The sequence below is a fragment of the Endozoicomonas sp. 2B-B genome (genome assembly GCF_053470045.1).
Genome location: NZ_JBLZMU010000001.1, coordinates 6,062,009 through 6,077,607, shown reverse-complemented (window position 1 = coordinate 6,077,607; position 15,599 = coordinate 6,062,009). Strand labels below are relative to the sequence as shown.

Sequence of the window (15,599 nt, the reverse complement as noted above, 5' to 3'; positions counted from 1 at the left end):
TTGGAGAATTATTCGTTGCCATTGAGGGATGTCACCGATCTCGAAAAACTCATCATGATCAATCGTTTATCACGTATCCAATGATTCACACAGCGAGTTCAAATTCACAGTGTTCAAAAACTCTTCGGCAATGGTTGTCAGCTCGTCGGATTTCAGCACCAGAGCGTCACTGGCATTGAGTGCCTGCCGTAAGTAAGAATTCTCAATAGATTTCTCAAAACTATCAGGACCTATAGGACCTATGATTCTAGACATCATTGCATACAGTTCATGGGGTGAAGATGGATCATGAGCGCCATAGTCCTTATGATGGTTAGCATGTATGGAAATTTTGCCCCAACAATGTGTTAAACGACCACCCTTCGAGTGTGTCACTCCATACAGGTAATGACTGAAGGCCTGCTCAATCGCCTGGCAGCATTTCATATGTAAATCATGCAAAAGCCAAAAGTCACTGGGTGACAACTTAAGGGACTTTATAATGGGCTGGTACTTGCTTTCGATATCATGCTTTTTTTGCTCACGTTCCTCTTGAGTCAGGCATTGCTCATCCAATGCCTTCAGAGCGTCCCGGAGTTGTTTTTCCATCGCCTCATATTGCTTGTATTGTTCCCATAACCGCTTCAAGTCCGGGCTATTCTCTGCTTTTACTTCCATCAGGGCTCTGTGTTTTTTATTGAAGACTGTGACTCCCCACGAAGGCCGCCCCAGGGTAATCACAGGACGGTGGTTTGCGTTGACCGAGGTTAACTGCATAAATGCAGGTTCTTGCAGCAACATTCGTTCTATATTCGGAACTCCCTCAGGTACGTCTGTCCAGTTGTAGTCCAGGATTGAGCGGGCAATTTTATCTTCAAGGAATCGCGAAAACCCACCATGAGAATGAGTGACTAACAGGGCACTATTTTCTTCCCTCATGAAAAGCTCATAACTTAACTGCCATCTCTCGCTGATTTTTTCCCCGGACAACACAGTCCGATACCACTTTTTCAGGCAATTAGTGGCTTGAGCCTTCAGTTCATCGATGTCTCTCAGGCGCATTAATAACTGATAATGTTCATCGGCTCCCATAATCGCGTTATCATAAACCGGCACTGGGTCCAGCCAACCCGATGCCAGGGCCTCACGGGCAAAGTGAATAACCGATGGTTTGGCCAAGTGACTGTTTTTCAGTATTTTTACCATTGAACACGACCATTCGAGATGGCTTGCATTGGTATGATTAATCATTATTGGATGGAGTAACTTAAGTTGTTTGGTGACCTGATCTTCATCGCTGTTGGACAATATTTGCACGACTGCCTCTGACATCGAATTGCGGTGAGGGTGGTTGCCAGAGCGTTCAGTACGAACCAACTCCCTCATTTGATACTGATGTGCCTGTCTCGACGTTATAACTGAGACGCCCATGGAAAAACTGGCTAAATCTTTTTCTTTCCAAAGGTTCTTTACAATGTTGAAAGGATGTAGATCTTTGTTTGCCAATGCCCCGAATGTCTCAATGGCTTTGTTCAGTGCTTCAAGGTTGATGCCAATGGCTTTAGACAGAGCTTGCTGTTGTGTCAAATCAGCTTCTTTCAGAAGACTCTTCAGGAGTTTCTTAATCTTGTTTGACTGAGTATTAAGATCAATGCCCCTGCTGATGGGCTGGAATTCAGATTTGATTTCTGTTACCCGTGCAGGCCCCCCGCCCAAATTTGCTGACTTCCAGGTTTGGCCCCCATCTTCGGAATACTCAGCAAAGCTGTGGATAAAGTTTGTAATGCTCCGACATGGAATCCCAAAATAACGACAAAAAGCGACAAAAACAGGTGTACGATGTTTGCAGTAACCTTGCCGCTGTGTTACCAGAAAGTGAAAGAAATTTTCGTCTCTCTCTGGTTTGGTTTTACCGGAAAACTGTTTGCAGTAGTCCTTGATCGCCTCAATGCGTTGCGACCTGTTTTCAGCCTTTGTGATTTTCAGCAAAGGCACCTGTATATCCGTTGGCTGCTGGTCGATGTTTTCAAACAGTTTGTCCAGTACGGCTTTCATCCCTTCTGAACAGCGGGTGTCAAAACCTGCTGGTTGGACTTTTTGGCCCGGTTCCCTGGACTCTACGACATAGGCAACCTTTATACTCTGGTTGGTTCTGTCCCCGGTAATAAACAGTTTGTGCAGCCCGGTATATCGATCCCTGACCAGGGTGTATGGCCAATCAGGTTCTGTGCGCAAGGCCACGATATAGTCGTCAGGCGTCAGGCTTGGCAATGCACATTGACCGTACTTTAATTGCATCTCAAAGGTTGCCAGCGTTTGATTTTTAGCTAATGTCACTGGCTGGTCATGCTCTGGTAACAGCTCAGGTGTGAGCAGTTCCATCCCCTGAAGGTACTTATCACCAATTTCGATCCTCTTGATATTGCCCCCAGCCGTTACAAATATATCCTGTACTCTAAGTCGATACATCTGGGAAGGAAGTTTCTCCGTTTTAAAAACTTTATAATCCCTAAGTTTTGACCCCGCCAGAGCCTCGTAGTTCGTTATTTGGTCCAATGCCCTGGTCTTTTTCTCTTCGACTTCCGGATCGTATTGTTCAAAAGCACTATCAGCTGATGCTTCCTTAATAAATTCGTACAGCGAATGGTTCGGCAGATTACTTATCTCACGCCAGAACGCTGGCCACCATTGAACTGCCTTGGCGTTCCATAACCTTATTCGCTTATCGGCCTCCTGAAGATAGGGCAGGGAAGTCGGCGTTTTCAGTGCCTGCTCCTCTTCTTTCGTCATGGAGAATACACTGTTGGCGTCCATGCCTGTCTGGCCAAACTCACGATCAAACCAGCTTTTCTGCCAGTGTCGGTACAGTGCCCGGGTGAGAACATTGTCCGACGCATCCGGCCTTAGGGAAAGTCCGGATGCCTGCCATTGGGTCTGAGTGACCCTTTTGATGATTTCTGTTTTGGCGTCCTCTTCACTCAGATCATCCTTAAAACAAATTTCGTGTTTTTTTACATCAATGCTGTTGCTATTACTGCTTCGTATCAACCAGGGACGACCAATGTCCGGTAACGTTTCGTAGAACCAACGGCTCAGTTTATCAGCAAGTACTCCTTCGCCCATGGCGGAACCGGATGATTTTGGCAGTTTCTGCAACGATATTTTGGCTGCCATCAGATAAAGCCGGTAGTGCTGATTGAGGTATTGATGAAGTGTTTTTTCGGTAAAATCACCCCCTCTGTCAACCGCCCTGGCGACATTCTGTAAATCAAGGCTGGTGGGCTGCAACGGCAGGTTTTTCCGTTGCAGGTAAGACCTTAAACGACAATGTTTCTCAGTCAGCTGTTTAGCCGCGTTTTTTCCTTGCGGGGTCTGAGGCAACACTTTTTCGGCAATGGCCTGCAATTCTTTCTGGTTATACTGCCGGATCGGCAAATGTCGGAAACGCCCTTTCAGCGCCGGTGAAAAGGGTTTTCGCCCGCTGTATTCAGGCGGGTTGACGGTAGCAAACAGGTGGAAACCCGGATGGGCGTCACCGGCCAGAATATCGTTCAGCTCACCTTCCAGATGCTGGCTGTCGATCAGATTCATTTCCGAAATAACTACGATGCCGCCCTCTATTTTTGCCTTCTGGATAGCCTCACACAGTCTGTCCCAGGAACAGTCACAGGCATTCAGGGGAAAGACTTCCGGCATGGATTCTCCCCGTTGCCTGGCCTGCTGTCTGACACTTTCAATCATCAGGTTCAGCGTGGCATCTTTACCCCGCCCGGCCGGACCTTCAATCAGCGTTGCCTGACGGCCGCCGTGTTTTCTGTCGTGATGATAAGCCTGCTGAGCGCGGCTTAGATCCTGTCCCAGCCCTTGCACCAGTTCAATGACTGCCAATCCGGAGGTATCAAACTCAGGTCGTATTTCTTTGGTCAATGTTCTGAAGTCCTGCAGCATATCGGGCAGGGTGTGGTTATGAACTTTGTCGCGCAGGGTGTTGTCCGGGTGGTAACGGGCTGCAAACCAGATTTCCAATGCCAAGAGGGCATCCTGTTGAGTCTCGCTGATTTCGGGACCCAGTAGATCCCGGAAACTTTGCTGGATCAAACCGTTGATTTGCTCAGGAGTCACACTGCCAACTGCGGGCCGCGCACGATCCAGATACCAGCCCACCCAACTGCAGATATCGGTTAAATCCCTGGGGGTAAACTCATGCTCGGGCAACAGCTCCTGGTAATAGTGCCAGAGTGCCATCACGCTTTTGCTGGCACTGTGTGCAATGTCGTTTATTTGGTGGCGTTGTAAGTGATTGAGCAAGGCTGGTTCCACTACTCTGTCCCGAAGGAAAGCCTGATCCAGACGTGGGTAATAAGCCCTGGGCAATTTCTCTTTCAGGGCCGGGTCCATTTGGCGCCCGGCGTAATGATCGGGGTTGCCAGTGAGAATCACCCGGTGTTTTTTGCTGACCCTGACAGGATGACCATTCACATAGATGCAGGGTTGCGGCTCCCATAAGCCATTCAATGACGCCAGCAATCCGGCCCTGGCCAGGTTGGCTTCATCCAGAATCAGGGTGATATATTTTCCTCCAGCATTGTCGGAAGGGGTACTGGCCCATTCCATCAGCGCCCGGTTTTGCTGTTCCATAGAACGGTCGCCATCGGCATGCTGTTGCCACTGCCAGCGTTTCATCAGGGTTTGTTCACTGTCAGAAGGTCCAAGAGAAATGATTGAAGCCTGTCCGGAAGCCTCTGCCATCCGGGCGGAAAAATAGCTTTTCCCGGTGCCGGTTTCCCCCTGCAGGAATAGGACGGGAGAGTCCGCAAAGCGTTCATGGAGTCGGGATAATCGACGGCTTTCACGATCCTGCTGACTCATCTCGCCGTAATAAAGATCCCGGGCCAGTGCTGACAGGGGCTTATCAGAGGAACCTTGCCATTCCAGTGATTCAGACAGTCGATGTTCTATGCGCTCAATACCCTCTGCGTCAGAATTCGCTGTTCTGGCACTATGAAAACAATCGCTGGCCAGAGAGTGAATGACATCGGATCGGGTCTGCTCTGATGGCACATATAACTGCCAGCCAGACGTCAGTGCATCCTGCAAACGTTTAATCTGCCGTGTTGGTCTTATGGTTAACGGATGATATGGCCTGACTTTCGACTCTGTGACTTCCAACTGATACGCCATTGCAGGTCGTTGTTTTTCAGGCGTATGGGCCAGGATCATGTTACAGAGCCTGTCCAGGGCTTCTTTTTCATTATGTTTTGGAAATGGTCTTTTATAGGACAGTTGTAGTCCTTCAAATGGTTGTTCCGCAGAGAACGAAAATTGCCCGTCGTTAAAGAATGCCGGGTCAAAGGCTCTGGCCAGTTGCCACAGGTTCTGCTGCAAAAATGTTCTATCCAACCGCTGGGAGCTATTGATGATGGCATTTAACCGGTCCGGGTCTACCCAGGCGGCTTGATGCTTATCCGGTTTCTCATGAGCATCCGGCAGTAGCTGCCAACAGGCCACCTTGACAAAATCACGCACTGACGGATTCTGTCTGGCACCATGGGTGATGACGCTGTCGATGGCTTTGCGCCAGTGCCGAGGCAGGAGCTGTGGAGACCGGTCAACCTGCTGTGCCCGCCGGGTAGCCAGTATCAGGTTATTTAACAGCCCTTCGGTCATTTCAGGCAAAGGGTTACAAAGGTCGTCAGGTACGGTTTTAAACGCTTCGTAGAGTTCATGAAGCGCTTTTTCTGGTAGCTCAGCCCGTGGGATACCATATTTGGAGGCACTGATAGTCCAAAGATCGACTTCAGGACACGGACTGCCCGTGGCAACCATTGAACGAAATATGGGAGATGGGCTTTCCACAGACTCAGGCCAGAGAATTGTGATGTGAGCCTTTGGGTACTCCTGTAATTGGCCATTGACCAGCAGAGTTTGCCCAACAAACAGAGATTCCAACTGTTGCTGAAGTGTTGGATTGCTTTCCAGCCCCCGGAAGACAACCGGCCTGCCAGCATTTAATGCCTTCTGCAATTCACTTTGGTGACGTCCAAAATACGCCTTTTGTTCCGAGGTGATATGGATATTATCAAACAACTGGCTGCAACGGGTCTGCCCATTGACCCGAATGACCAAAGGAGCTTCCTTTTGATGATTGAGCCAATCACTTGCTTCAGCAGGTTGCTGATAAGTGACGGTATTGATGGTATTAAGGGCGGCGTGATGACTAATTTTTTCTTGTAGTCCAGACAGTGAGTGCTCATCTTTTTTTGTCAATCCCAGGGCTTTTGGCTGCTTGATTGAATGAGCCACCTGAAGTTGCGGCTCCAGGCCTGTGGTCTCGCGAATAGTCTGCAACGAACCCAGCAAACGGAACCAAAGAACTTCATTGAGTGGAGAGGTTACGGTGACTGTATCACCTGCCTTAACTTGTTCCAACATAGAGGTATTAGGAACTGCATAGCCTTCCGGGGCAATGGCAATCGGGTTCAGCCAATCGCTGATATTACTCTGGTTGATGATGATCGTATTTCCTGGTGCCTGCTCTTTATCAGCTCCTTTATCAATTCCTTTGTCATCGTCTTTGTTATAAGAGTGGAACAGGCCCAGGAACAGTGAATGAAGCTCGTCGTCCGCTACCGGCGTCTGATAAAACTGAACATTGTCGGGTAACTGACAGATCTTCCCGTTGCTTTCAAAACATTGTTGCGCCAGCATCTGACGAATCGTCTGTTCAAAGGCCAGGTCCTGCCAGTTGGCTCCTTTCAAAATCACACGTTGTCCGGCTCGCAGAGACTCAAGTTTGCCGGGGATGTGCTGGATTTGCCCTTGTTGATTCACGCCAGGACCGCCCAGTAGCAACTGTCGCCAGTGACTGTGCAAGTGGCAGTCGATAAGAACGGTATTGTCGTCATCCATAGCACTTTCGGCAGAGGGGAGTTCAGCCAATAACGGAGGAACCTTGTCGATCTCCGCTGGGTCGTCGCCGGTCTGTGCGTCGAACTGCCAGGTATTGCCCGGTCGATTGATTCGCCGCCAGAAATCAGCGCCCGGTGCGCCGGCCGCCGGAGCGTCGGCCGCAGGTGCCTCGTCACGCTGGCCAACCGACGTCAATTGTTCAGGGGCCGCCAGAACCAGCAGAGAAACATGCGCTCCCAGGGGGCGTTTCTTCCGGCTGACTTTGTCATAAAGGCAGGGGTTATCCGGGTCCAGCAGATCGTTAAATTTTGGCAGATCCTCGCTGGTGAGTTTTCGGATATCCATCACCAGGGTCAATGGCTGTGAACCTTCAAAGAGCTTGCCTGAGCGCAAAGTGTGGCGACCATCGCCGGAAATGCTCAAGCGGCTCACCAGATTAGCCTGTGAGAGCTCATCGGGGTGGGAAATAAGGGTGACATCGCGATTTTCATCGCTGGTTTGGGCAACTAAAAGTTGTCGAATCTCATCATCACTGGCGACAAAACGAAAATCGAAGGCATGAGTGGCCTTCTGGACCGGGGAATCTTTTGAGGATACCGTTCTCGCCTTGTCGGGCAAAGCAATGGCAGGTGACGATAGGCTGAGTTGGGCTGTTACGTCACAGACCTCTGCTACCGAAGGTGAATCCTGTCTTGCTTTTTTGGCTGGCACGCTGCGATCAGGCTCTGCGCTCTTAAAAAAAGGCCTCTTTATTTTCCCATCAATCCGACCATCCATAGTCAATCTCTCTCCCTACTGCTATTTGAAGGACTGCATTGAAATTAATTGTTTAATGATTGGACTTTAGAACGGGATTAAAGTTCCATTTGGAGAATTATTCGTTGCCATTGAGGGATGTCACGAACCTCGAAAAAATCACCATGACCAAACCATGATCAGGTATCCAGTGACTCGTAAATCGAATTCAAATTCACGCTGCTCAAAAACTCTCTGGCAATGGTTGTCAGCTCATCGGATTTGAGCACCAGCGCATGACTGGCGTAACATGCCTGCTGCAAGTAGTCAGCCTGAAGAGATTTCTGAAACTGGCAAGAGCTTTCAATGACAGTCATCATGGCATGGAGCTCTTCCGGTGAGGATGGGTCATGAGCGCCGTAGTTGTTTTCCTCCGAGTATCCATATACTCGGGCATTGCCCCAGCAATAGGTTAAGCAACCGCCTTTCGAATGTGTTATTCCGTAAAGATAATGACTGAAGGCCTGCCGAAGAGCTTCCCTGCATTTGTTTTTTAAATTTCTCACTTTTATGTTCCACTCAGGCGCCCCGATGATAATCACCGGAAGGTGGTTAGCCTTGCCCGGGATGAACTTTGGAAATGCCGGATGATGCACCAGCATTCGTTCTATATTCGGAATGCCCTCAGGTTCGTCCGTCCAGGCTTTCTGCATAGATAAGCTGAGAATGTTCTTTTCCAGAGATGGCGAGAAACCATCATGGCCATGAGTGACAAAAAAGGTATTAGCATTTACTGCCTGGAAGCTTCTATAAGGCATCCGCCATATCTGGCTATTGTTTCCTCTGGACAAAAATTGCTTATACCACTTTTTCAGGCAGTGGCTGGCTTTAACCTTGAGTTCATCAACACTGTTCAGAAGCGCCAACAGCTGATGGTGTTCATGGGCCTCTATAATATGGCCTGCGTAGGTTGGCAGTGGATCCAGCCAACCCTGTGACAGGGCTTCCCGGGCAAAGTCAATCACCGAACGTTTGGTCAGGTTACTGTTTTGCAGAATATGCACTATTGAACTCAACCACTCGAGAGGGTTTGCGCCACCCTGAACAACCGCTCTTGAGTGCAATAACTTGAGTTGTTCAGTGACCTCACCTCCATCACTGTCAGACAGGATTTGTTGGACTGCCTCCGACATCGGTTTATATTTCTGTCCACTGTCGTCATAGACATCACCCACCATTTGCATCTCGCCAACGCCCAATGCTTTTGTCTCCAGCAAAAATATTGAGACACCCATGAAAAATCCCGTTAAATCTTTTCTTCCCCAAAGGTTCTTTACCATTTCGAGAGTGCTTAGATGGATTTCTGGCAATTCACAGTCTGTCTTGAGGGTTTGGTTCAGTTCCTCAAGATTCATACCAAAGGCTTCAGCCAGAGTTTGCTGTTGTGCTAAATCAGCACCCTCCAGGAGCCCCTGCAAGATATCCCTGGTCTTTCTTAACTCAGTGCCAGAACCACCGACCCTTTTTGTCAGCTGAAAACCAGAGGAGACTTCTTTTGCCTCGAAGGGTGCCCCGCCCAAATCCACTGACTTCCAGGTTTGGCCTCCATCCATGGAGCACTCTGCAAAGGCGTGGATACGGTTAGTTATTTGCCGACATGGAATCCCGAAGTAACGACAAAAAGCGATAAAAACAGGCACACGATGACGACAGCTACCCTGCCGCTCTGTTACCAGGAATTGAAAGAAGTTTTCATTCTCTTCTGGTATTGCAGTACCGGAAAACTCCAGGCAATAGTCTCTGATCGCCTCAATGCGTTGCGTTGTTTTTGTAGCGTTTTTTATTCTCTGCAAAGGTACCTGTACTTTGGATGGTTGTTGATTAATATGCGTTAACACTTCCTTCAGTACTTGTTCCATACCTTCTGAACAGCGGGCGTCAAAACGTCCTGATGCTTCTGACCGTGCTTCTGCAGCAGATGTTTTTTCGCCCGGTTCCCGGTGTTCTACGATATAAGCAAATTGAATGTTCTGACTGGCTTCGGCCTCTGCAACAGACAGCGTATGAAGCCCGGTATATCGGTCCCTGACCAGGGTAAATCGTAATTCGGGCTCTGTGCGCAGGGCCACGATATAGTCGTCAGGCGTCAGGCTGGGTAAGGCATATCGACTATTGTTTGATGACATCTCAAAGGTTGCCAGCGTTTGGTTTCTGGCTAATGTCACTGGCTGGTCACGCCCTGGTAAACGCGCCGGTGAAAGGACTTCGGCCCCCTGCAATTGTTGATCATTAATACTGATCTTTTTGACATCGCCCTCAGCAGACACGCAAATATCTTCTGCCCACCATCGATAAATACCGGGGAAATGGTTCGGCCTGTCAAAAATAATTTGATATTCACGTTGTGGCTCCCCCTCGTTCTCGTAGTTCGTTATCTGGTCCAATGCCGGAGCCTTTTTCTCATGGGCTTCCGGTATGTACTTTTCAGGTGCCTTATCACTGCCAGTAAAAACGGATGCCTGGTTGATAAAATCGCCTACCAGATGGTTCAGCAGATCACTGATCTGATGCCAGAACGCCGGCCACCATTGGACTTTATCGGCTTTCCACTCCTTTATCCGCTGATCAACCGCCTGAAGATAGGGCTGGTTAGTCAACATTTTCAGCGTTTGTTGCTGTTCTTCCGTCAGGGGAAATACGCTGTTAGCGTCCACGCCCGTCCGGCCAAAATCACCAGCAAACCAGCGTTGCTGCCAGAGCCGGTATATTGCCCCGGTGAGAATATCGTCCGACTCGTCCGGCTTCAGGGAAAGACCGGATGCCTGCCACCTGGCCTGAGCCACCTCCCTGATGATCTCCGTTTTTGCTTGCTCTTCAGTTGGACAAGCCTTAAAACGAATTTCATGGTGTTTTTCATCAATAGCGCTGCGATCACTGCGTCGTATTAACCACGGCCGATGAATGCCCGATACCGTTTCATTGAACCAATGGCAAAGTCCGGAATCAAATTCACTTTTCCCCATGGCAATAGCCGAAGACTCGGGCAGTTCCTCCAGCGCCAGGTTGACGGCCATCAGATAAAGCCGGTAGTGCTGATTAAGACATTGATGAACGGCTTTTTCGGTAAAATCGCCTCCTCTGAAGACAGCCCTGGCAACATTCTGTAAATCAAGGCTGGTGGGCTGCAAGGGCAGGTTTTTCTGTTGCAGGTGAGCCCTTAAAAGACAATGTTTTTCTGTTAGCTTGTTGGCGACGAATGTCCCTTCTGAGGACTTTGGCAACACTTTTTCGGCAATGGTCTGCAATTCGGTCGGGTTATACTGTCGGATCGGCAAATGTCGAAAACGTCCTTTCAGCGCTGGTGATAAGGGTTTTCGCCCGCTGTACTCAGGTGGGTTGATGGTGGCAAACAGGTGGAAACCCGGATGGGCGTCACCAGCCAGAATATCGTTTAACTCGCCTTCCAGATGCTGGCTATCGATCAGATTCATTTCCGAAATCACCACGATGGCGCCCTGGATTCTTGCCGTCTGGATCTTTTCACACAGTTTCTCCCAGGAACAATCACAGGCATTCAGGAGCAAGACTTCCGGCATGGATTCTTGCTGTTGTTTAGCCTGCCGTTTGACGCTTTCAATCACCAGGTTGAGAGTGACATCCTTGCCCCGACCCGCCGGGCCTTGAATCAGGGTCGCCTGACGGCCGTCGTGTTTTCTGTCGTGATGATAAGCTTGCTGACAGCGGCTTAAATCCTGCCAAAGCCGTTGCACCAGATCAATGACTGCCGATCCGCAGGTATCAAACTCAGGTCGGATTTCTTTGGTCAGTGTTCTGAAGCCCTGCAGCATATCTGGCAGGGTGTGGTTATGAACCCTGTCGCGTAGGGTATGGTCCGGGTGGTAGCGGGCAGCAAACCAGATTTCCAGTGCCGAGAGGGCATCCTGCTGAGTCTCGTTGATTTCGGGACCCAACACATCCCGAAAACTTTGTTGGATCAAACTGTTCACTTGCTCGCAGCTGGCACTGTCGTCTTCGGATAACGCACGATCCAGATACCAACCCACCCAGCTGCAGATGTCGGTTAAATCCCTGGGGGTAAACTCGTGGTCTGGCAACAGCTCCTGATAATATTGCCAGAGTGCCATCACACTCTTGGTGGCACTGTGGGCAATGTCGTTTATTTGATGCCGTTGCAACTGATTGAGCAAAGCTGGTTCCACTACTCTGTCTCGAAGGAAAGCCTGATCCAGGCGTGGGTAATAAGCTCTGGGCAGTTTCTCTTTCAGGGCCGGGTCCATTTGGCGCCCGGTGTAATGATCCGGGTTGCCGGTGAGAATCACCCGGTGTTTTTCGCTGACCCTGACAGGATGACCATTCACATAGATGCAGGGTTGCGGTTCCCATAAGCCGTTCAATGATGCCAGTAATCCGGTTTTGGTGAGGTTAGCCTCATCCAGAACCAGGGTGATGTATTCTCCGTCTTTTTTGTCAGGTTCGGTATTGGCCCATTCCATCAACGCCCGGTTTTGCTGCACCATAGAGCGGTCGCCGTCGGCGTGTTGTTGCCACTGCCAGCGTTTCATCAGGGTCTGTTCGCTATCAGAAGGTCCAAGGGAAATGACTGAAGCTTGTCCCGAAGCCCTGGCCATTTTGGCAGAAAAGTAACTTTTCCCGGTGCCGGTTTCTCCCTGCAGGAATATAACGGGAGAATCCTTAAGCCGGTCGTGGAGTCGGGACAGTCGACGGCTTTCACGATCCCGCTGACTCATCTCGCCGTGATAAAGACCCAGGGCCAGTGCTGACCAGGACGTATCAGCGGAACCTCGCCATTTCAGTGATTCAGCCAGCCGATGTTCAATGCGTTCAATGCCTTCTGCCTCAGAATTCGCTGTTCTGGCTATATGAAAACAATCGCTGGCTAGCGCGTGAATGACATCGGATCGCGTCTGCACTAATGGCAAAAGTAACTGCCAGCCAGAAGCCAGTGCATCTTGCAAACGTCTAATTTGTCTTGATGGCCTGATGGCCAACGGTGGATGTTGTTTCGCTGTCTCCGGATCGACTTTCAACTGATACGCCATGGCCTGACGATGCTCTTCAGGCCCGTGGGCCACGATCAGGGCGCAGAGTTTGTCGAGAGCTTCTTTTTTACCCCACCTTGGAAGTGGATTTTCATAGGATAGTAGTAACCCTTTAGATTTAGTGCCCTTGAATATTGTCGGGTCAGTGGCTCTGGCCAGTGGCCACAGGTTCTGCTCCAAAAACGCTCTATCTAACTGCGGGGCACTGTTGATGATGGTCATTAACTGATCCGGGTCTACCGAGGGAGGGTGATCCTTATTCGGCTTCTTATCCGGTAACAAATACCAGCAAGCCACTTTCATAAAGTCCCTGACGAGCGGATTCTGCCGGGTGCCATGGGTGATGACGCTATTAACGGCCCTGCGCCAGTGGCGGGGTAAAAGCGTTGAGGACTGATCAACCTGTTGTGCCCGACGGGCAGCCAGTATCAGGTTATTCAACAACTCTTCGGTCATTTCAGGCAGAGGATTACAAAGGTCGGCAGGGACGGTTTTAAACGCTTGGTAAAGATTATTAAGCGCTTGTTTAGGCAGCTCAGCCCGGGGGATTTCATGCTTGTCGGCATTGATAGCCCAGAGATCGACCTCAGGACAGGGTTTACCCTTGGCGACCAGCGAATGCAAGACCGGAGACGTACTTTTCGCAGACTCAGGCCAGAGTAAGGTGACATCAGCCTGTGGGTAGGCTTGCAATTGACCGTTCACCAACAGAGGTTGCCCAATAACCAGTGGCTCCAGAAGCTGCTGAAGCCTTGGATTACGCTCGAGTCCCCGGAATACAACCGGTTTGCCAGCGGTCAATGCCTCCTGCAATTTACTCTGACGTCGTCCAAAATGCGCCTGTTGTTCCGAGGTGATATGGGTATTATCAAATAGCTGGCTGAAGCCGGTCTGTTCGCTGACCTGAATGACCAAAGGAGATCTCTGCTGATTATTTAGCCAATGACTTGTTTGAGCATGTCGCCGATAAGTGACGGCATTGAAGGTAGCGTGATCTGTGATTGGATGTTCATCGCTTTCTGCCAATCCCAGTGCTTTCGGCTGCCGTCTTGAATCAGCCACCTGAAGTCGGGGCTCCAGATCTGTCGTCTCGCAAATCGTCTGCAGTGAACCCAGCAAACGAAACCAGAGTGCCTCAGTGAGGGGGGACGTTACGGTGACTACACCACCTGCCCGAATTTGTTCCAACAGACAGGTATTCGGGACTGCATAGCCTCCAGGGGTAATGGCAATCGGGCTAAGCCACTCCCTGATATTATTCTGGTTAATGATGATCGGGTTTCCTGGTGCTTGCTCTTTATCATCTTCTTTATCGTTCGAATGAGACAGACTTTGGAACAGTGAATGAAGCTCTTCATTCCCTAATGGCATCCGATAAAACTGAACATCGTCGGGTAATGGACAGATCTTCCCGTTGCTCTCAAAGCACTGTTGCTGGAGCATCTGTCGAACCGTCTGCTCGAAGGCCAGATCCTGCCAGTCGGCCCCTTTCAGAATCACCCGTTGTCCGGCCTTCAATAACTCAAGCTTGCCGGGGATGTGTCGGATTCGCCCTTGTTGGTCCACTCCAGGGCCACCCAGCAGCAACTGCCGGCAGTTGCTGTGCAAGTGGCAGTTAATAAGAAGGGTATTTTCGTCATCCGTAGCACCTTCAGCAGCCGGGAGTTCAGCCAATACCTGAACCTCGTTGATATCCATCAATGAGGCATTGCCGGTCTTTTCGTTGAGCTGCCAGGTATTGCCCGGTCGATTAATTCGCCGCCAGAAATCAGCGCCCGGTGCGTCGGCCGCCGGAGCGCCGGCCGCCGGTGCCTCTTCATGCTGGCCAACCGATGCCAACTGTGCGCGATCTGCCAGAACCAGCAGAGCAACATGCTTGCCCAGAGGACGTTTTTTCTGGCTGACTTTGTCGTATAGACAGGGATTATCCGGGTCCAGCAGATCGTTCAATTTGGGCAGTTCTACGCCGGTAAGCTTTCGGATATCGATCACCAGGGTCAATGGCTGCGAGCCTTCAAAAAGCTTGCCTGAATGCAGAGTGTGGCGACCATCACCGGACAGGCTCAACCGGCTCACCAGATTAGCCTGTAAGAGGTCATCAGGATGGGAAATAAGAGAGACATCCCGGCCTTCATCACAGGTCTGGGCGATTAAAAGCTGTCGAACCTCATCATCATTGGCGACAAAACGAAAATCGAAGGAATAAGGGGACTTTAGCAGCGAGGAGTCCGTTAAGGATACAGTTCTTGCTTTGTCAGGCAATATCTCCGAAGATGGCGATATCTTCAGTTTGGATTCTATTTCGGAGCAGATTCCTACACCCTTTTCCTTCGATGACAAATCCCGCGTTGCTCTCTTGGCTGTTACACGACTATCAGGCTCTTGACTCTCAAGAACCGGTTTGGGTAGTTTCCCATCAATCCGGGCATCCATAGTCCATCTCTCTCCTGACATCTGAAAGACTGTATTTAAAATGTTTTAAGTACTCAGGCATACGGAATCGAATATTTCTGGCTTATTGGGCAGGTGCTCTGCAAGGCGCAACGACGGGATAGCAAGCTATGTGACCAGAGTTGCAACACAGCACGAATGCATGGATGCAGGAGCTAGAGCAACGCAGGAGCAGTTGCCGCGAGTGCCTGAACAATGAGTCAGAAAATATGATTTCGTATGGTTGAGTACTTATGATATGACCTTCGAAGTGGACGAAAGTTTCATTCGGATATTTAGCCTTGGCTATTGAAGATGCCGGGGCGGTAACACAAAACGTGAGTGTCAGCGGTTTCCGGACTCTTTGTGAGCAGTGGGAAAAAGATCTTGTCAGCTTTATTCTCCGTTAAATAATATTTCTTCAGTGCAGTTGATTAATAATTAAATCGCTACTACTTTTGTGTG

The 15,599-nt window shown here is 49.8% G+C and carries 2 protein-coding genes; both read right to left on the bottom strand.

What is annotated here, in order from left to right; translation table 11 throughout:
- Positions 1-69: 69 nt before the first annotated feature.
- Entirely contained in the window at positions 70-7,665 is a 7,596-nt protein-coding gene (locus tag ACOMHB_RS22460; RefSeq protein ID WP_448218281.1) for an AAA family ATPase, read from the bottom strand.
- A gap of 158 nt (positions 7,666-7,823) precedes the next feature.
- Positions 7,824-15,137, bottom strand: coding sequence for an AAA family ATPase (locus tag ACOMHB_RS22455; protein WP_448218280.1), 7,314 nt, complete (start codon positions 15,135-15,137; stop codon positions 7,824-7,826).
- Between the last annotated feature and the right edge of the window lie 462 nt (positions 15,138-15,599).

Bases quoted from the DNA above. Each gene is read 5' to 3' on its own strand.
- ACOMHB_RS22455 (WP_448218280.1), bottom strand. From the start codon at position 15,137: ATGGATGCCCGGATTGATGGGAAACTACCCAAACCGGTTCTTGAGAGT.
- ACOMHB_RS22460 (WP_448218281.1), bottom strand. From the start codon at position 7,665: ATGGATGGTCGGATTGATGGGAAAATAAAGAGGCCTTTTTTTAAGAGC.